At 37.3% G+C, this 20,041-nt stretch carries 19 protein-coding genes; 10 read left to right on the top strand and 9 right to left on the bottom strand.

Annotated elements, in window-relative coordinates; all coding sequences use genetic code 11:
• The first annotated feature begins 4 nt into the window (after positions 1-4).
• A complete protein-coding gene (locus tag H6731_10670) occupies positions 5-976 on the top strand; it encodes a hypothetical protein (GenBank protein ID USN50703.1) in 972 nt (323 codons plus the stop codon).
• Between the two features lie 90 nt (positions 977-1,066).
• Here H6731_10670 and rpsT read toward each other — a convergent pair whose 3' ends face one another.
• Positions 1,067-1,333: a 30S ribosomal protein S20 gene (gene rpsT / locus H6731_10675; protein USN50704.1), complete on the bottom strand. Its 267-nt coding sequence runs from the start codon at positions 1,331-1,333 to the stop codon at positions 1,067-1,069.
• Between the two features lie 143 nt (positions 1,334-1,476).
• The gene (locus H6731_10680) at positions 1,477-2,256 is read right to left on the bottom strand and encodes a hypothetical protein (GenBank protein USN50705.1); all 780 of its coding nucleotides are present in this window, start codon (positions 2,254-2,256) and stop codon (positions 1,477-1,479) included.
• A gap of 152 nt (positions 2,257-2,408) precedes the next feature.
• Here H6731_10680 and H6731_10685 point away from each other — a divergent pair, with 152 nt between their 5' ends.
• Positions 2,409-4,586 (top strand): bifunctional (p)ppGpp synthetase/guanosine-3',5'-bis(diphosphate) 3'-pyrophosphohydrolase, encoded by a 2,178-nt coding sequence (locus H6731_10685; GenBank protein ID USN50706.1) that lies wholly within the window; start codon positions 2,409-2,411, stop codon positions 4,584-4,586.
• Between the two features lie 347 nt (positions 4,587-4,933).
• On the opposite strand, the gene H6731_10690 is transcribed toward H6731_10685, so the two are convergent.
• The 3 genes from H6731_10690 to H6731_10700 form a co-directional block, all read right to left on the bottom strand.
• Positions 4,934-5,782: an endonuclease/exonuclease/phosphatase family protein gene (locus tag H6731_10690; GenBank protein ID USN50707.1), complete on the bottom strand. Its 849-nt coding sequence runs from the start codon at positions 5,780-5,782 to the stop codon at positions 4,934-4,936.
• Positions 5,783-5,969: 187 nt separating this feature from the next.
• Positions 5,970-7,232, bottom strand: a complete 1,263-nt coding sequence (locus H6731_10695; protein ID USN50708.1) for a class I SAM-dependent methyltransferase — start codon at positions 7,230-7,232, stop codon at positions 5,970-5,972.
• A 355-nt stretch (positions 7,233-7,587) separates the two neighbouring features.
• Positions 7,588-8,403, bottom strand: a complete 816-nt coding sequence (locus tag H6731_10700; GenBank protein USN50709.1) for an IS5 family transposase — start codon at positions 8,401-8,403, stop codon at positions 7,588-7,590.
• Between the two features lie 127 nt (positions 8,404-8,530).
• On the opposite strand from H6731_10700, the gene H6731_10705 reads away from it, so the two are divergent.
• Complete coding sequence (locus tag H6731_10705) at positions 8,531-9,352, top strand: hypothetical protein (GenBank protein USN50710.1); 822 nt, start codon at positions 8,531-8,533, stop codon at positions 9,350-9,352.
• Between the two features lie 230 nt (positions 9,353-9,582).
• On the opposite strand, the gene H6731_10710 is transcribed toward H6731_10705, so the two are convergent.
• The gene (locus H6731_10710; protein USN51983.1) at positions 9,583-9,678 is read right to left on the bottom strand and encodes a hypothetical protein; all 96 of its coding nucleotides are present in this window, start codon (positions 9,676-9,678) and stop codon (positions 9,583-9,585) included.
• 379 nt (positions 9,679-10,057) lie between these two features.
• Here H6731_10710 and H6731_10715 point away from each other — a divergent pair, with 379 nt between their 5' ends.
• From H6731_10715 to H6731_10740, 6 genes are all read left to right on the top strand, one after another.
• Entirely contained in the window at positions 10,058-11,347 is a 1,290-nt protein-coding gene (locus H6731_10715; GenBank protein USN50711.1) for a S41 family peptidase, read from the top strand.
• 109 nt (positions 11,348-11,456) lie between these two features.
• Complete coding sequence (locus H6731_10720; GenBank protein ID USN50712.1) at positions 11,457-11,627, top strand: hypothetical protein; 171 nt, start codon at positions 11,457-11,459, stop codon at positions 11,625-11,627.
• A 72-nt stretch (positions 11,628-11,699) separates the two neighbouring features.
• Positions 11,700-11,951: a hypothetical protein gene (locus H6731_10725; GenBank protein USN50713.1), complete on the top strand. Its 252-nt coding sequence runs from the start codon at positions 11,700-11,702 to the stop codon at positions 11,949-11,951.
• 392 nt (positions 11,952-12,343) lie between these two features.
• The gene (locus H6731_10730; GenBank protein USN50714.1) at positions 12,344-12,661 is read left to right on the top strand and encodes a hypothetical protein; all 318 of its coding nucleotides are present in this window, start codon (positions 12,344-12,346) and stop codon (positions 12,659-12,661) included.
• Between the two features lie 273 nt (positions 12,662-12,934).
• Complete coding sequence (locus tag H6731_10735; GenBank protein USN50715.1) at positions 12,935-13,750, top strand: hypothetical protein; 816 nt, start codon at positions 12,935-12,937, stop codon at positions 13,748-13,750.
• A gap of 191 nt (positions 13,751-13,941) precedes the next feature.
• Positions 13,942-15,621: a hypothetical protein gene (locus H6731_10740; protein ID USN50716.1), complete on the top strand. Its 1,680-nt coding sequence runs from the start codon at positions 13,942-13,944 to the stop codon at positions 15,619-15,621.
• A 295-nt stretch (positions 15,622-15,916) separates the two neighbouring features.
• Here H6731_10740 and H6731_10745 read toward each other — a convergent pair whose 3' ends face one another.
• Together H6731_10745 and H6731_10750 are read right to left on the bottom strand one after the other, a co-directional pair.
• Positions 15,917-16,309 (bottom strand): hypothetical protein, encoded by a 393-nt coding sequence (locus H6731_10745; GenBank protein USN50717.1) that lies wholly within the window; start codon positions 16,307-16,309, stop codon positions 15,917-15,919.
• A gap of 128 nt (positions 16,310-16,437) precedes the next feature.
• Complete coding sequence (locus H6731_10750) at positions 16,438-17,490, bottom strand: NAD(P)-dependent alcohol dehydrogenase (GenBank protein USN50718.1); 1,053 nt, start codon at positions 17,488-17,490, stop codon at positions 16,438-16,440.
• Between the two features lie 410 nt (positions 17,491-17,900).
• Between H6731_10750 and H6731_10755 the strand changes: the two genes are divergently transcribed.
• Positions 17,901-18,335, top strand: coding sequence for a hypothetical protein (locus H6731_10755; protein ID USN50719.1), 435 nt, complete (start codon positions 17,901-17,903; stop codon positions 18,333-18,335).
• A 159-nt stretch (positions 18,336-18,494) separates the two neighbouring features.
• Here H6731_10755 and rho read toward each other — a convergent pair whose 3' ends face one another.
• Positions 18,495-19,865 (bottom strand): transcription termination factor Rho, encoded by a 1,371-nt coding sequence (gene rho, locus H6731_10760; GenBank protein ID USN50720.1) that lies wholly within the window; start codon positions 19,863-19,865, stop codon positions 18,495-18,497.
• Between the last annotated feature and the right edge of the window lie 176 nt (positions 19,866-20,041).

Below are 20,041 nucleotides of genomic sequence, written 5' to 3' on the forward strand. Positions count from 1 at the left end.
TCGGATGAAAAATTTATTTGTATTAATATTTTTATTTTTTGTTTTTTCCTGTGCGCACATTCCTAAAATAAGTGAGAAAAAATTTAGTGAGCTTGAAAGAAATGACATCTATGCTGTCATGGCTAAAGAAATAGAAAAAATAAATGGAAAAAATTTAAAAGAATGCAATTGTATGAAGGCTTTTTATCGTGATTTTTATGAAAAGCCTGATAAAAGTGCTCGCTATCTTTTTGATAAAAAAATAGTGGAGCATGTGCTCAAAAAAACCGCGCATAAAAGCACTGTAGATATTTTGGCCTTTGGTTCAGGGCAGTTGTTGAGCGAACTTGCGGTTTTTGCCAATCTCATTAAAGAGGGAAAGAATTTAAATATTTATCTCTATGATTATGTCTACCTTTTTTATGGAGAAGAAAATTATAAAACCAAGGCTTTGGACTTAGCCAAAAATCCAGAAAAAATTCCCGATGGCTGGAAGAATTATTTGTTGGATCATATTGTTTGGGATTACATAAAAAAACACCCTCGCACTTTTAGCAAGATGTTTGATGAAGTGCATGCTGCTATTGATGAATTCAAAGGGGTGATTGCTGCTCTTAGCGCAAAGTACCAGACTAAAACAAAGGTTCACATATTGAAAAAGCCACAAGATGGTAAGCTCGAGCTACCTTATCTTGATAGCATTATCGCCATCGACGCATACACGACTATACCCAACCTCGTGTGGAATTTTGAGTACAATCTTTCACCATTAAAGGCTCCTGCTCAATTTATGGCGCTCAACAAAATCTCTCCTCAAGGAGTTTTCTATGAGCCTGTATCCAATGAACCAGTGAACATATCCGTATACGATATAGTCCACAGCACTACGGGGAATTATCGTTTAAGTTTGATAGAGGAACAGAGAATAAAACCAACGCAAGCGCAAGAGGCAAAAGTGCCAGAAAAGGATTATGTTCGAAACATCTTTGGGAATTGAAAAACTCACATTTTTTGCAAACCAAAGGCTCGATAAAAAAAAGACCCAGGAGTATGGGTCTTTCCTTTATTGTCTTTAATAAACTCTCAGTTATGCGGCGCAGGCATTAGCTTGACGCATCAAACGAGAAGTTCTTCGTGCTGCTGCCTTTTTATGCAAAATACCTTTGCGTACAGCAACTGCCAAGCTACTGACGGCTTTTTGAATTTCGCCTTCATTTACTTTAGCTGTTTTGTTGGAAATTTCTTGACGAGCTTTTTTGAGTTGTGTTGCAAGCGCAGCTCGTGCGGAACGGTTACGTGCATTCCTCTTTAGGGATTGCCTATGTCTTTTTAATGCTGATGCGTGGTTCGCCATATAAAACCTTTTCGCTCTTTGATAGAGCCTAAAAAAATCGAATCGGAATCTTCAATAACGAAAAATAAATATTTGTCAAAGGAGCTAGCATTAGAATTTCTTTGGAAAAACCTGAAAAAAACAGGCTTAACTACGCAAGAGTATTATGGGAATTGGTAGCGTGTTTTCATGATAAATCGAGATTTTTTTTTGTAATGATGCATTTCATCACCAGGTAACACCAAGATTTTTTTATCTTTTTGATCGATAAAATAGGGTTCGATAGGAAAAAGCGGTGAATCAATATAAGAAATAAATTCCTCAATATTTTTAGAAGAGTTCATTCTTTCTAAGACGGATCGGGTAGGGGGAGCAAGGAAGAGCTTATGCTGTTCATAGCTGTTGAGCGCTTCATTGGGAGAGAGCCAAAGGGGGTTTTTAGTCTCACCTTGGCAATGAGCACTTTGTTCTTGAGGTAAGAGCGCAAGAAAAAAATTAGTATCAAAACGTCTGCTTTCACCTGAGGGCGTAATCCACCATGAAATGGGCCAAATATGATCAAGTCTAGCTTGGTAAGGAACCTCAATATTGCTCAGAAGATCTTTAAGCTCATAGGGTTTAAGAAAAAAATCCTGACCATTGAGTGTGGCTTTAGCCACACTGATTGCGGATTCTTCAAGGGTTTCTCTCATAGCGCAGGCTAGATGTTCCAAAACTGGGTGCTGAGCGGGGAAAAATTGTGCGATGCGATCTAAGCCATCCTTATCGCTTTCTAGCCAACGAGCTAATTTTTGGTCATTTTTATCCAAACGACCACCTGGGAAAACGTAGGCCCCTGGTAAAAAGGCTGATCGCTCATTTCTTTTTAGTAGAAGGATTTTATGTGGCCAATCCGTGGTTATGCTACAGCAGACGAGTGTTGAGGCTGGTTTGGGAGTTTGCATGAATGTGTCCTATTTCTTAAAAAAGTAAGCTATTGATGGGGGACCTTATTTGCAAGTATTGAACAATGCGGCACATTTCGAAAATGTTTCTTAATAATTTAGATTTATTGCCGCTTTTATTTGTTTGATATCAAGAGGTTTGTGGCAGAAAAATGTTGAAACTTAGTGATATTTTAGATCTCGTGAAAACCTATCATCCGCAGCCCGATTTGGATCTGATTCGCAAGGCTTATGTTTGTTCTGCCAAATATCATGAAGGACAAGTGAGAAAAAGCGGAGAGCCTTATTTATCACATCCTTTAGAGGTAGCTAAGATTTTAGCTGAACTTAAGCTCGATGAAGCGAGTATTTGTACAGGTTTGCTCCACGATACAGTAGAGGATACCGCTGCGACTCAGGATGAAATCGAGGAAGTTTTTGGCCATGATATTGCCTATTTGGTGGATGGTGTTACTAAACTTTCCCAGATAAAATTCTATAGCAGTGAAGAAAAGCAGGCCGAGAACTTTCGTAAAATGCTTGTGGCCATGTCTCGCGATATCCGCGTATTGTTGGTGAAGTTAGCAGATCGCCTTCATAATATGCGTACGCTGCAATACATGATCCCTGAAAAGCAAGAAAGGATCGCAACAGAAACCATTGAAATATATGCTCCGCTTGCTAACCGTTTAGGGATCGCATGGCTTAAAGCAGAGCTTGAGGATTTAAGTTTTAAATACATCAAGCCTTGGGATTATAGAAATTTAAGAGAAAAGATCGGTAAGACAAAAAATGAGCGAGCCCGTTTCATAGAGGATGTCTCAAGAGAACTTGAAAAGACGCTCAATGATGCAGGAATGAAAAATTTTGAAGTGGAAGGGCGCCCGAAACATTTATGGTCTGTTTTTAGAAAAATGAGTGATAAGGGCCTGTCGTTCGATGAAATACATGATCTGATCGCATTTAGAGTGGTGGTGGAGACTTTAGGGCAATGCTACGAAGCATTGGGTCATATTCATGCTCAGTGGCGACCAATCCCCGGGCGTTTCAAAGATTATATAGCTATGCCCAAGCCCAATGGGTATCGTTCACTTCATACGACATTGGTAGGCCCCAAGGGCGAGCGTATTGAAGTACAGATTCGTACAAGACGTATGCATGAAGTGGCTGAGTCGGGTATTGCTGCTCATTGGAAGTATAAGGCTCATGGCGGTGGAGTCCCATTGACCGTGGACGAAGCCTCAGAAAAAAACTTCCAATGGCTTCGTCAGCTGATGAATTGGCAAAAGGATCTCACCGATCCTAATGAGTTTCTTGAATCGGTAAAAGTAGATTTATTTTCAGAAGAAGTTTATGTTTTTACGCCGCGAGGGGATGTTATTGAGCTTCCTCGTGGAGCGACTCCGGTTGATATGGCTTTTGCTATTCACTCAGCAGTAGGAATGCAGTGTATTGGTGCAAAGGTAAACAATCGCATAGTGCCATTGCGATATGTGTTAGAAAATGGTGATAGCTGCGAAATCATCACGCAAAAAAATCAACGGCCCAAAAAAGATTGGCTTGAGTTTGTAAAGACCTCTCGTGCACGTACAAAAATCAGAGCTGTGATGCGGCAGCTTGAGCGTGATCGCAGTAAGGAGATCGGTCGTGAATTGCTTGAGCGTGAACTGAGGCGTTACGGCACCAGTATCCAGCGTGAGCTGAAGTCTGGCGCATTAGACAGAGCAGTAAAAAATAAACGCTGCGCAAATTTTGATGAAGCCTTGGCACTTGTTGGTTATGGCAAGCTAGAAGCTAAAGCATTTGCAGAAGAGTGTATTCCCGAAGAAGAAAAACGTGAAATTTTACCAGAGCAGAAACGCTCTCGTATAAGCCAGCTATTTGATAAGTTAGCGCGCAGAGGTTCTGGGGGTATCAGAGTTGAGGGAGTTGATGACGTTTTAGTTCATTATGCGCGATGCTGTAGTCCTGTTAAAGGTGATCCTGTAATAGGTTTTGTTACGAGAGGACGCGGGGTAAGCATTCACAGACGCAATTGTCCTAAGATCATGGAACTCGATGCTGATCGTAAAATTAGTGTGAGTTGGGTGAGTGACTCGGAATTGGTGCGCCCGATTTCTATAACTGTTTTAAGTGATGACCGAGAAGGAATGCTCACAGATTTATCTGCAGTGTTTGCACGCATGAATATAAATATTTCGGAGGCTAAGTGTAGAGGCTTGGGAGATGGGCAAGCCATTAATACCTTTAAGTGCGGAGTACATGATCTTGCTCAACTCAATCTGGTTATGCGTAAGCTGGGTTCACTCAAGGGGGTTCACAGAGTAGAAAGATCCTCGAGCAATGAATAGAATTTTGTGGAAATTAGATGTAAGTCAAATTTAAATGAACATTAAATTGTTTCCTAGTTATCGCGTGCGCTTCGTATGTTCAAAAATTGAATGCTTATCTAAAATTGTTATAGTTTTTATGGTTTGAGCTTTTAGAAAAACTCAAGTTATTATCTTTTGTTGTACTCAATTGTTTGCTCTATCCAAAGAGTGCTTTAATAATTTCAGAGCATTTGCAACGCCCACAATGTGCTTAGTCATGCCTATGATAACTGGCCTAGGCCCTTTTCTAACTCGTACTTCCCTTTGCTTTTAGGGCTTTGAAGGTACACGCGCCCATGCTAAGCTGACTCGTTGGAGCTGGGGGGTTAGGGCAGACTTAGCTGGAAAATTGCAACATTGGGATTGCCGTCGCTCAGTCTCTTCCCTTTATCGTTTAGAAAGCGATCTGCATCCTTTCTAAGTCCTAAAAGCTTTAGTTTGTACTTGCCGGGTCTATACAGAATACGGTCGATCTCATCAGGTTGTTGGCGGCACGTACCTCCTTTTGCTTTTTTACTGGTTATTTTCTCATAGTTCTCCTTGCAGATGGCAGTGACATTTTTATTTTCGGTTATACTATCGATTGCATCAGTGAATCCTAGACCCTTTATCAGCTGGTCAAAGGCGCTGGTTCTTCGTATCATGTCTTCCTGATCGGAATAATGACCACTAGGTTTTAGTTGCTTTCTTGTTTTACCTTCCCGTTTTGGACTCATATTAAAGTCACCCATAAGGATAACGGAGCTGTCGGGACTAGAATTATCATTAATAAAATTGATTAATTGCTTAATTTGCTTAAGCCGAGCCTCATGTTCGACAATTTTATCACCTGCATGCATATGCGTATTATATACGTCTATAATAGCGCCATCGATATTTAAGCGCGTCATTATGACACCCTTTGACGCCAACATATCACCAGCGCATTGTGTAGGAAGACAGTTAGCAATTGCCTCGTAAAACGTATACTTGCTGCTTACAATAGGAAATTTAGAAAAAACAGCGAGGCCAGAATTGGTAAGGAAGGTGTTAAGGAGAAAAAGAGGTCTTTTTTTGGATAGATAAAATTTATGTTTGTGTTGCAAGTTTTCTGTCAATAAATCGTATTTCCGCTTATCAATAGTAAAAACAGCCCAACTGCAGGCATTAACGTTTTTTTCATTACAATTCTCCATTTAATATTTTTTAGAATGCCCATTTCAATAGTGCGAAGGATTGCTTCAAAACTTGAGTTTATCTAGTAAAATCAGCATAGCTGTGCACTTGTTTGATCCGCATAACTGATAAGAGTGGCTGCGTTGATATTGCCAAGCAAAAAAGCCCAAGTTGAAGTTTCTTAGAATTTCGTGAGCAATAAGGGGCTCAGGGCTTTTTAACCACTACACCTGCTTTGGAATCAATAAGTCTTTGTGGTCCGTCAGGCATTTTTAGGCCCATAAAATCAATATTAAGAAGCTCCAAAGTAATAAAATTATGCTTTTCAAATAATTGTCCGAGTTGTTCTGCTGTAAACAAATTATATATGGTGTGATGCCAATCAGTTATAACTACACACTTACCTGCTTCTCCGGTATCAGATCGGACGATGTCAATTGGTTTTGATTTGGTTATCATATCATTGTGAGTGAGCGTGCCGTCCTCTTGTAAAAAACCAGGTGTAAAAAGAGCCGGTACCAGATCTGGCGACCCAGTAATATTAACCATGAGTGTTTCTTCAGTGATAATTGGAGGGCATCGGTTTGGGGATGATGCTCTGGTGATGATATTGTTAAAACAGTAAGCACAAAAATACGTAGGTTCATTTCTAATGCCAAAACCTGGGTAAGTGCAGTTAGATTCTTTATTATTTTCATAGAAGTCTAGCAATTGTTTTTTTTCTTGAGGTGAGTCAGTTAAAATATATGCGATCCCTTGGCTTTTTAGCCAACCGTGAATTTTTGAGATAATTATTTCATTTTCATGCGGTGTATAAAAGTGCATGACGTTTTTACAAATAATAATGTCAAAAAAATTTTCCTCTAGTCGTAAATTATCGCTGAGAATTGAGTTGGGGTTTATTTTGTATAAATCTTTAGAAACTTCGCCATCCATAGTCCAAAGTGTACGATGTTTCCATATTTCTCTATTTGCCTCTAGTGCAATATTTTTCAGGTGCTCTACGCCTTTGTAATGCCCACCAGCAGCTAAAATTAAAGGAGCCAAGAAGGCATAACCACAGCCTAAATCCAAAACTTTAGGCCGGATTCTGCTCTCATCGAATAGCTGGGCGATTTTTTTTAAAATATCTACGTCAAAAGCAGATAGTTTAAAAAAGGTGTATCCCCAGTTCTTGTCTTGATTGGCTATATCTCTTGAAACGTAGTTATAGGATCCTAAATAGTCGCTAATTCGTTCATAGGTGGTAGTTCTAAGCCATGTGCTAACTTCGCTTTGACTCGTGTGATCTATTTTTCTTGGTAAAGCAGACAGGATATAAAAAGTCTTCACTTTGTTTTGCTCGATCATACTTTGGCGGTCTGCCTCGTTAGTGAGCTTAAAATCTATATCTTCTACGGGATATTTTAAGAAGTCTTGGCTCGTTACCCTAGAACAAAAAATAAGAATGAGTAAAAATAATATTTTCATGAAATTTCCCTAAAAAAAATAATTATGCTGCGCACTGGTCAAATAATTGTGGGCACATTTTTGCCTGGAAATTGCTTTTTTGGAGAGCAAGAAAAAAAACATTTTGTTAAGTTTATCTAGGAGAATCATTAAAAAAAGCCACTTAGGTGAGATATTTTGGAAATCGTAACTAAAAAGTTTGAATATTTTAGTCAGCTCGCTAAAAAAATATTTATGATGCTCGATATAGATTTGCAGTTTTATTAATTATCTAAGACGTTTCCAACATATACATCGAATAAATCTAAGAATATTTATCAAGTGAATGCCAAAAGCAAAATCCATGTTTGTTAGAGGCTGTAAAAAAAATCAAATCTCAGGTGGTAAGCCAATTTTCCAATCGTCTGATACATAATCTTGCATTAGCGATGTAGTTCATTGATTCCTGATGCTTTGTATTCTTCTCATAGTTACGCACCAGACGCCTATTTCGATTCAGCCAAGCAAAAGTTCGTTCTACGGCCCAACGAAATATTTGTGGTACAAACCCCTTTTGCCCTTTTAAACGTTCCGCAGTTTCTGTGCTTACGCCTACTCTCAAGCCTGAAGACAAATTCTTATATGCGTTATCTCCAAGAATCTTCGCTAATCTGGGAAACTTCTCGCGCTTATTGAGCTCAGTAACCAATTCCTCGCCGGCAACCCTATCAGATACATTTGCTGCGGTACAAATGCATAGGAGCATCAATCCCATCGTATCAACAACGATGTGGCGCTTTCTTCCATTAATCTTCTTTCCCCCATCCAAACCACGCTCATCTACTCCTGGTTCCGCTGTCTGTGATTGGGAGTCGATGGAAACAAGTGAGGGGCTTGCATCTCTGCCAGCACAGGTTCTGACTATTGCCACGAGAATGCAGTTTAAGACCGCCCACAAACCAGAAACAGACCAGGTGCGAAAATAGTGATAGACAATACCGTGAGGAGGAAAGTCATTGGGTAAACAACGCCACACACAGCCGTTCTTTAAAACATAGAATATGGCATCAACTATGCTCCGAAAGCTATAGACACGACGTCTGCCTCGTTTGGCGTTAGCAGGAAAAAGTGGCTCAATCACTTCCCAGGCACAATCTGACAAACAGGTCTCATACAAGCACGACATGATATTTCCTTTCAAAAAGGTTTTCACGTCATACTTTCGTCACAGCGACATTTATTGAACCAGAATTGCCAAATTGATTTTTTTTACAGCCTCTTATCGTGCAATTATTTTCCCCAATAAGAAACTCGTCGAGGATCAGAGGGCTTCAGTTTTCGTGAGCAAATTGCTCGTAACTAACGCGCTCGAAATTTCGCGTTCGAATCACTTGACGATAGCATCTACTGGAAAGGTACTGGTCACTGATGCTTGGAAGGCGAGTACCGCAAAAAAAACCGGTTTGACTGTTGATTCTCCTCGGCGCCTTGTTGATAAATCCGATTTATGGCGTTTGTGGAGTCCTTCGATTAATTTATACGAATCAACTATAACAGCTCCGTCAATTCGCGTTTTAAGAAACAGTTCAGCTACTCTGAACAGTGCTCGTATTGTGGCCGACGAGTTTGAAACTGTTGGCGCAGTTGTCAGTGTCGTTGGAGAGTCAAAAATAAAAAGCAATTTGGTTCTTTCAGGCGATAGTTACCTGTTCTTCGATGAAAACAGCGATTACAAAAAGAAAGCTAATAGCTCCGATTTTGAGCTTGTAGGAATGCGTATGGGGTTGCTTGAAATAGAAGGATCTGCAAAAGTCGATGCAAAAATCTCGATGCATGTGCTTTGGCAGCCTGGCGACGTAGAGAAAAGTCGAAAAGATTATGGGACTATTTTTAGTAAACAGCAGAAAATTGTATTACTAAAAGCACAGAAGCTTTCAGGACATGCGTCGCTAATCAGTCAAGATGAGGCTCAAAAAGAGCTCGGGCACTACCAACGTGACATCAACTACGTCGAAGAATTTGCGCGTTATTACAATAAGAAGTTCGCGTTGGAACATGATTACGACAAAGGAACAATATCGCTTCGTATCATAGATAAAGGAGACCCTCTAGCTCGGCAGATAGATTCTCATGGCTGCCTACCCGACATTGGAAGGCATTAGCTGAATCACTCAATGTATGGGTACTTGAACTCGAACCACTGTAAATCACGTATGCAGAGAGTTTCTTTCATTCAAGATCCAAGAGCAATTTTAAACATTCTGGTAGTGTCACATTTGGAAAAATTGCATACAACAATTCTGCGTTATTCAAATACTTTTTCTGCCGTATCTCGATTTTTGTTTTGTGATCCTTATTATATGATTTGATGGCAGCTCGATTTGCACCGCTTTTATCTTGTGGGCAATACCATATAGTTTTTAATAGCTTTGGCTAAAGATCTCCTGGCTGCACTTTTATCACCTTTGGCGGTGAGAAGAAAATCAATGCTTTGGCCGGATTTATCAACTTCTCGATAAAAATATTTCTACTTGAGCTTAAGCTTGGATTATAGCTCATTTTTTATAAGTCTCCTATGGAGGAATGAGCGACACTACCATCAGAACAGTGAGTATGGTGCTTGGCTTATTTTAAGTGCTGTAAATAAGACTGAAATCGCTAAAATTATTTTGTATTGGAGTTATATGGGGATTATTTTTTAATAAAAATATTTTTTGTTGGATTGTATAATTGGTTTTTATTTATTGTGATTATTTGGTTTTATTTGATGGTTTGAGATGATTTGTTTACGATGTTGAAGTTGATAGCTGTTTTGTTATGTTTAGAAATTTTTTTGGAAAAATATTTTTTAGCAAAATAGGTTTGTTATGAATTCGGGCTCTAAAGGTGTTTGGCTCTGTTTAGTTTTTCTGTGCGCTCCCATAATGTCGATGGAAAACGAAATAGCAGCATTATTTAATTCCTACTATTATTTGACGACTGCAGAAGCCCAAGATAACAATGTCCGGCAAATTAAAATAGAGGAGTTTTTAAAAGCTAATCCTCAATTTCGTGACGTGCGCGATGTTTTTTTTATGTCTTGCCAATTGCTATTGGAGGAAGGGCAGTTCAAGGCAAGTGAGCTATTGAAAAATACACCCATTATTTTTTCTGCTCTGTTTTTATCGAATGTTAAAGAATGGAGCTATCTACTTGAACACATTAATCCCAATGATTTTAGGACGTATAGATTAGGTATTATCGAGCAAATCTATAGTGTTTTAAAGACTTATGCATTTTGTAAGGGGAACCCCTTTAGTGAAGAGCGGCTTTTACCCTTGCTTGAGAGAAATGTTGAATGGCTGCTGGGCGCGTATACTGCTCATGATTTATCTATGCGTATCAATGTTTTCCTTAGATTGAACGGCTATGAAATGTCGCATCTTTACGTGAAATATGACGCCCGCAGTTACACACAACCCGGGGATGAAAAAAGTAATCCATCTAGTTATGATATTTCTATTGCTCATCTTTTACCTGATAAAAAAACATTTTTTATTGCTTTTAATAAATTTACTAATCATTCTGAAAATGAATTAACACAAGCACTACTTCATTGCTTCAAAGAACAACACAATATTATTATAGACATGCGCAACAATGTTGGTGGCTTGGGAACAGCTCTTAACAGTATTCTTAGTTTATTTTTTGACCCACAAAAATTTGCTGTAACAGCAGACAGAGAGACTGTGGCATTGGCATGCGACAATAACTTATCAGTTGATTACAACAATCACTATGTTTTTTTTGCAGAAATGGGGCGGGTTAAAGAAGAAGATGTCTTCTCAGTATTTTTTGATAATTCTCTCAAAAGTTATCTCGGTCGAATTGCTTTGTTGGTTGGTTGCAGAACCTCAAGCGCTGCTGAGATTTTGGCTTATGTTCTTCAAAAAAGTAATAAAGCAACAATCATTGGCCAAACAACAGCAGGAGCTGTATTGGCTGCCCGAACGTTCTCATTGAATTGCGGTTTAAAAATTACCTGTCCCATAGGAGATGTTATTTTTTATGACGGAACTACCTTAGAAAAAAACGGGGTTCAGCCAGATATTGAGGTGAATGAAAATATGTCTTGGCAGCATGCTCTTCATGGATGGATACAATCTGCTTCCCTCTAGTTTGTTTTAAATAATTATTGTTCATTATGTTGATTTACTTTGATTAAAAAGTGTGTTTGATGTGTTTTGCAATTTTAGATTGCAGTACTCTTTATCAAGAAATAAAAATATGGAAAATTATTTAATAGCTTTTAATTATTTTCAGTTAGATCAATCAACTTGTGTTTATGAAAAAGCGCAGTTGCTGAAGAAAATTGCAGAGCTTCAAAGCGTAAGAAAAGATATTATAGAAAATCCTAATCAGAAATATCAAAGTTGTGTACCAAAGAGCGAACTCTAGTCATTTTCAAAAAAGAGGGGTAAAAATGGAGAAAAATTCAAAGAATGGCTTAAGAAAGGTGGACTTGACAAGATGATAATGCTTGATTTTACCAGAGCTAATTTGGATTATACAATATTTTCACCAAAAAATCACAATAACAACAATAACAACAATAACAACAATAATGCAGTAGTTGTGCAAGTTGATGACAAAAATAGTGTCAATGATGAGCAAGATAAGCAAGAAGAAATAAAGGAGGTAAGCTTGACTCTTGAGCAATTGGAAAGTGGGAAGGTTAAACCTGTTGATAAAATGAATATAAATTATCTTCTCAATGAATAGCGCGTTAGCTTATAAAACTAGGTTTTTGAACCTATAGCACTTTAAAGCTCTCTTTGCTTATTGCTTAGAACTGCCTCTTTCAGGTTGGGCTTACGCCCCCATTAAGAAGGGGGCTGCCACATTAATTATTTTCTAACTTTATTGGAATATGGTGAGTTATAGACGCACGATATATTCCTGTTCATTTCTAAATTTTAATCAGCTTCTAGTTCTTCGTAGTTTTACTCAAGATAAGCTCCACATAGAGTTGATACAAATCTTGCTTGATAAAGAAGAATTACTGCAAGAATAGTGACTGATAATCTGCAAAAATACTGAGAAGAACGCCGCTCTATTGTAACTACTATTTAGTTATGCATAGGCTCCAGTCATACATACTAAAAGGATGTGATATGAAATTATTTTTCGCTCTTTTTTCTGTTGTGTTCTCGCTCATTGTCTTTGCTGCTGATATAGAAAGCACTACCCCCACTGATACAAAAGCATTAACGGTCGAGCAAATTAAAGGCCTGATTGCAAAACATATTAATCTTTACAAAGCTTTGATCGACCTAAGGTTCGAGGGCTGTGGTGGTACGAAAAGAGATGAGGAACTTTGCTTGGAGCAAAATAAAATTAAAAAGACATTAAAACTGCAACGCGAGAACAAAGCAATAGAAGAGCTCTCTATTCAAGAACAAATAGAATTTTTTACTTTAGTCTCCAACTAGCAAATGCAAGAGGTTTATTATTTTAAGACTGGGTTTTTTGGGTAAAGAACTAAATCTGGACCCAAAGCAGTCATGCCAGATAAAAATCTGGCATTAAATTTTTGGGATAATGATTTTTGTAGTTTGATGCTGGTAGCTCATCAATTTTATCTGCAGCATCTTTTTTATTGAGGCTAACATCACTTTATATCAAGTGGAATCTAGTTAAAGAGTTGACAGCTTTTATGGGTATTGTAATCAGTGCTTAATTAATTATATTTTTTAGGCACAATTATGAAAAAATTAATATTTTTTATTACATGTTTTTCTTTTTATTCTATTTGTGGTGAGACTCCTCACAAAAATATTGCCTCAGCACTTGTAATAAAGCCAAGCATGGCGGTGCAACCTCAAGGACCTGATCTTCCAGGAATGCTGGCTGAGCTTATTCGATATATTGATGACAATGAAAATTTAAGTGATTCTCGCTATGAGCAATTTCTCAGCCAAGCAAACAATGCAGATTTTATTTTAGCTCTTGAGTATTTATTTAATAATTATTTTATATCAGGTTATGAGTTTAGTAGTGATTGGCTTTTGACTCACTTTGAAAAAATGGCAAAAATAAACTGGGAAAAAGCTTTTGAGCTCTGGAAAATTCAATTTAATAAAATACAAAATATTCAAAATGTTTTGATTATGAATGCTAATAAAGACTTTTCCCCAATAGATGCAACATTAACTTTTGCCGATTCTTTGCTTAATGAATCACTTAAAAATGGTTTTACTGCTCCTTTATATTTTCTCAAAGAATTTGGTGGGAGACTTTGTTCTCTTGTCAGAAACTATAGCTTTTTTGAAATTAGCGATGACGAGCAGCGTATTGATTTTCCTAAGACTATTTATGGTAGATTGTCCATGTTCAATAACGAATCTGGGGAAATGCTTGTTGATGCGTTCATTTCTTTATTTTATCAGAGAGATTCTATTGCTTATTCAGGTTTAGGGGACCAGTTACAACAAATCTGGAAAGAAAGCAGCGAACAGTTCAAAGAAAAGGTAAGAAGAAACTTAGAAGAGCTTGATGATTGGGAGCCAAGTTTTTATTAAGAGTATAAAATAGCTAATTTTCACTAAATGGCTTTCATATTCTGAGGTAAAAAAAATAGTTCTTTTTCTATAGAGGCTAATTTGTATCTTTAATCAAGATCTTGGCTCTGGATGTAGAGATTTTCCTTTTATGTTACTTAGCCTTAAAATATAGGAGTATCGAAATAATGATAAGGATATATTTTTTTTCTATGACTCTTGCATCTATTTTTTCTTATGCAGGAAACCTGGAAAATAATATCGAAAACAAACAATATAAAAATTCACAACAAGAAGTATTTAATTTACCAAATTTTTTACTATCTATAGGCGAGTTAGAATTTTACAGAACTTCTGATGTTAAAGATATTGATGATGGAAATAACAATATAATAAATGATGAAAGTTCTTTAAAAAGTATCAAAAATAATTTTTCAACATATCTTATGATTAAAAAGAAAATTTTATATGTGCAAAAGTTTTGTACATCCTCAGTGGAGTCTTTAGTGGAGTCTTTCAAAAAAAACGATGTATGCTTTGCATCTTCCCAGGAAACAAACCTTAAAGGAAAGCATATTTTATTTTTGAATTATGTATTTTGTGAGATTTTAAACTATGAGGATACAACTCAAACAAACAAGCTTTCAGAAGCTCATGATGTTCAAATCTCTCAGCTCATTAGTCTTCTCTCTTCTGCGCCTACAGTTGTTTTTGATGATGAGAAAGATTTGCATAAAAGTTATCCCCATTTTTATCAAGACTATCAATCTATTAATTTAAGTAGGGATACTGATACTAATAAAACACAAAAAATACTGTCAGGACAAGCTAATCATTTAAACATCAGTGATGATTTTATGCAGTCATTTAAAGTAGTTTTTGATGATTTTAATTGTAATGACCACACAAATATTACAGATGAAAAATGGATAGAAATTACAAAAGCCCTAAAAGAACGTTGGGGTTCTTTAAAAAGTAATAAAAAATTTAACCAAACTCTCCGTAATCTTCCGTTTAAAAATGATCAAAAATATGGTCCTTATTTGGCAAAATTAATCACAGTAAGTAAAACGCTTTTTTATGATGAGGATAGTGAAACGATAATAGCCTTTGGAAAAAATGGTGAACCATTTAATTTTTATAAAGAGTTTTTAGATTTTTATGGAGAAAACCCTGGCATTATAGACTTAACTAATTTTTGTTCCACAGACGATGAAAAGCTTAACTTCTTGAAAGAAGGCGCCGAGAAACTTAAAGAGCGTTGGGATCCCGAAGGGAGTAAAAACTACAAGGGATTGGAGTCAGCGCTTAAACGCATCGCCGAAAAGAAAAAAATTTCTCCTGAAATAAATTTATTTATTCAACAAATGCTCAACACATGCCAGCTGATAAGAATACCTCGTACTCCTTTTTCATGGAATAATGATTTATTAGAACTCAAGAGAAGAACGAGAATAAATTTTTATTATAAAGAAAATAGATTGTTAGATGCGTTAAAAAATCATTTTAAAAATGAATGTAATATGTATAATTATTCTCACTCAACGGTGGATAGAAAAAGTAATAAATATTGGAAAAATGTGGCTACCATAATAAAAGAAAAATGGGATATAATTTGCGATGCAAAAAAAGAAGTAAGTAACTATGAAGAAAAAAACTGGCATAACTTTAGAGACGCTATGAGTAGGGTAATAAAGATAAATAATGATGCTGAAATAGAAGAAAAACTTGCAAAAATTAAGCTCGCTGCATGCAAGATTTATACCGATAAATATAATGCAGCAACTGCCCAGAAAAGGCGTGAAAAAAGGAAGAGAGACAATTTAAATGGGAAAGATGAATTGGCGCTTCCTTCAAAAAAAGTCAATAGTGAGATAGCATCAGAGACATGAAGATTAAAAACTATTAGATTAGTGAACAGTTTAAATAATTATTTGTGAATGGCTTGAGATTATGTTTGGCATTCTCTTTTTTGGTTCCGCCAATAAGTTTGGTATAATCAATTGGAGAAAATTTTTGGCGATATAAAAATAACAAAAAAAATTATCAGGGTATAAAAATATTTAAGCCAAATTTTCATTTCTCAAGTTCCTTTTTTAGAGCCTGCTAAATGCCTGGTTAAACAGTACACATTTATTTTTTATGCCAAGAGAATTTTTTGAAAAGATATTTTTTGTGCTTTGATTTTTACCAGGCCAGGGAGCGGCATTCAAAAATAATTGTCTCTAATACTCGCCTGCGGTCCTGGGTATCAGGTTGTCGGTAAAGTACAGTAGTTGAATTTTCTTCTTTTAAAATTAAACTATCTCTTAGCCCACCTTCTAATCTATAACTGATGCCTAGTTCATTAGGTCCTAAATCTGTTGCAGTTAGACTATCTTTTTCAGCGAACCATTCTCCGTTAGAATTTTTGTACGTAAAGCTCGTAAGAACTCGTGCATTGCCATTTTTTTCTACTTGAAAAATAATTTTTTCTTGACCATTAACAATGCCTGAGCGGATGCAAACATATTTTACGTTTTGTGCGTATGAAATCTGGCTTAACATAAAGACCAAAATAAAGCTTATTTTCTTTCGCATTTTTTTATCCTTTACTCCAAAATCTGAAAGTTTATTCCTAGAATAATTTAAAAACTTTGGGAGTAGATTTTAAAACAAACAAAGAAAGTATCCTGGATTCTTCGCTGCATGAAATTGCAAAGAAGATGTCAAAGCGAAGCCATGTCTATGACGAAACGATATTTTACATCACCTTTGAGCATTCTTTCGTATGCTTGGTTGATAGAGTTCATCGATATCATTTCTATGTCTGCAGTAATTCCGTGTGCAGCGCAAAAATCGAGCATTTCTTGGGTTTCGGCAATTTCACCGATAACAGATCCTGCGATAGAGCGGCGGGCAAAAATTAAATTAAACGCAGTGGGCGAGGGGTGAGGCTGTGCTGGAGCACCCACTAAGGTTAAGGTAGAATCACGCTTCAATAGTTGTACATATACATCTAAATTATGGGATGCTGCTACTGTGTTGAGTATGAAATCAAAGCTCGAAGCATGGTGCGCCATTTGTTTTTCATCTTTGGAAATCACTACCTCATGTGCTCCCAAATTAATTGCTGTATCGATCTTTGATGTAGAAGTTGTAAAAGCAACAACATGTGCACCCATAGCACGAGCAAGTTTAACTCCCACGTGTCCAAGACCGCCGATACCAGCAATGCCAACTTTTTTTCCCGGCCCTGTATGCCAATGGCGTAAAGCAGAATAGGTTGTAATGCCTGCGCAAAGTAAAGGCGCTACGGCGGCAAGCTCTTTTTCATGATGGCTTATCTTTAGAACAAAATCTTCATCAACTACGATTGAGCGGGAATAACCACCATAAGTATTAGGTCCTTCACCATGCAAAAGCCCATTATAAGTTCCAGTAGCTCCTCCTGCGCCCTGACAATATTGCTCTAAATTATTTGTACACGACGGGCAGACGCGGCAACTGTCGACAAGGCATCCAACACCTACTATATCCCCCACCTTGTATTTTTTTGTTTCATTGCCAACTGCACTCACTCGGCCAACTATTTCGTGTCCAGGAACACATGGATATTTTGTGTTTCCCCATTCGTTTCGCGCGGTATGAAGATCAGAATGGCAGACACCGCAGTATAGTATGTCGATCGCAACGTCCTTTTGGCCAACTTCTCTTCGTTCGATTGTAAAGGACTCAAGAGGGAGGTGAGCTCCATTAGTGGCATATGCTTTCGTGTTCATCTGATATTCTCTCATTTGTTGATTATCGATAAAGCCAAAAATGATAAAAGACAAAACCTAGTTATTCAAACGCGAAAAAAGTAAAGATTATTCTTTGATGCTCATTAAATTAATTTTTCGTTTACGATGCTGCAAAAATTAAGAGGCTGTTTTGAAAGTATTTAACAAATGATTTTTGAGGAAATTTTTTGCAAAATCGACGAGAGGTTTGCTGATAATATCCAGCATATTAGCAAAAATTTCTTGTTGATTAGGGGGGAAATTAACCTAAAATGCTTTGCTAAATACTTTTAAAACGTTTCTAAAACACGATATGACAGCAAATAAAAGAAATTCAAAAAATACCGAACGGTATTTTTAAATAAAATTGAACGATAAATTTGTTATTCATAGTACAGAGGAAAATTTTCATGAAATCTCATTTAGTGATGCTGATTCTTATGTTTTTTTTACCAGGCCATTTTGTAATAGCGGGACATGCAGATAAAAATACAGCGGATAAAACGGCTGGGCCAACATATTCTGAAATAGCTCAAATAATTATTACGGAAATTGAGCTTTATGAATATGTCCTGAATGCTTGTTTGGGGTGTAAAGTGTGCAGGGCGTGGAAAAAACTTATTGGCTCAGACAAGAGTAATCATGTAGAAACTCGGCTTGATGAACTTGTTCAGCTCAAAAATAGTATTACTAAAACTAATTTTAATGAGCGCCAAAAAAAATCTCAGTTTAAAGAGAGATTTGAAGCGATGTATAGACGTAAAGAATTTTCTGGGAAGTTTGGCCAGGCATTTTTTAAAAATATCACGACACAAGCCTGGTTAAAGAAATCAAAAGACCAATAACTGTTTGCTTATACTAATCTTTTATATTTATTTAGCGATTGTTACTATTTCGCTAAAACGGCTTAGAAACGCTGCTATTTTGATTTTTTAAACAGTCTCTAAGTACAAGCAATGTGTCGATCTAAATAAAAAGCCTTCACAAAAATGAAGGCCTTATTTTTAACGACTCATGGAGGCAATAAAGTCAGCATTAGATTTGGTATCTTTGATACGGCTCTTCAAAAATTCCATCGAGTCAATGACGTTCAACGGATGGACGAGCTGTCTTAAAATCCAAACACGGTTTAATACCTCAGGAGCTAGCAATAGTTCTTCCTTTCTAGTGCCTGATTTGTTGATGTCGAGGCAAGGGAAAATACGTTTTTCCATAAGCTTTCGATCAAGAACAATTTCGGCGTTACCTGTACCTTTGAACTCTTCAAAGATAACTTCATCCATACGGCTACCAGTGTCGATCAATGCGGTAGCGATGATGGTCAACGAGCCTCCGCGCTCAACGTTACGCGCAGCACCAAAAAAACGCTTAGGTTTATGAAGTGCATTGGAATCTACGCCACCTGATAAAATTTTGCCGCTCGGAGGAACAACGGTGTTATAGGCGCGGCCTAAGCGGGTAATATTATCCAAAAGAATAACAACATCTTTTTTATTTTCAACCAAGCGTTTAGCTCGCTCGATGACCATTTCCGCAACTTGAACATGGCGTTGAGGAGGCTCATCAAAAGTAGAAGAAATCACTTCGCCTTGAACGTGACGCTTCATATCGGTTACTTCTTCTGGACGTTCATCGATGAGTAAGACGATCAAAACAACATCAGGATGATTGGTGGTAATAGCGTTAGCAATTTCTTGCATCAATACTGTTTTACCAGTTCGTGGCGGAGCAACAATTAATGCTCTTTGTCCCTTTCCGATTGGGCACAAAATATCGATAATTCTGGTAGATATGGCATTATTGGTAGTTTCAAGATTAAATTTTTCAGTGGGATATAGCGGTGTGAGATTTTCGAAGGAAACTTTTCTTCGGTGTTCTTCTGGAGAGACGCCATTGATAGACTCTATCTTTAATATTGAGTAATAGCGCTCTTTTTCGGCTGGTGGACGGATTTGTCCACGGACGGTATCGCCAGTTCTGAGGCCATAGACTCTAATTTGCGAGGGAGCAACATAGATATCATCGCTTGACGGCTCATAATTGTAAGCTGGTTCACGCAAAAAGCCATAACCATCGGGAAAGGTTTCTAAAACACCTTCGCAAATGATGGCACCCTTCTGGGCTGTTTGCGCCTTGAGCATAGCAAAAACAAGATCCTGTTTACGCACCAAACTTTCGGTAGAGAGTCCTGCTGCTTCAACTTTGTCTCTAAGATCTTCGATCTTGTCATGTTTGAGAGCTGATAGATCCAATGTAGGAATAGCAGGGTCAATTTCTGGCTGAACTCTTTCCTGGCGATTAGAAGAATAATTACGAGATTTCTTCCTAACTGGTTCGCGTGGAGGAGAAGGGCGATTAACTTTTTCTTCGTTCATATTTTACTGATTTCCTTTATGGATTCTATTATTGACATCGTCAAGAATGCTAAAACACCATGAAACAGGACCAAGCTGCTTAAAAAATTTAGTATATTCCTGACAAAACCAAGAGGCCTGATTGATGCTTTGCACGAGCTTCAGGCACATTATGCATACACTGTAGTTGTAGATGC

It is taken from the genome of Myxococcales bacterium, assembly GCA_023898405.1.
GTDB lineage: Bacteria > Myxococcota > UBA727 > UBA727 > JABDBI01.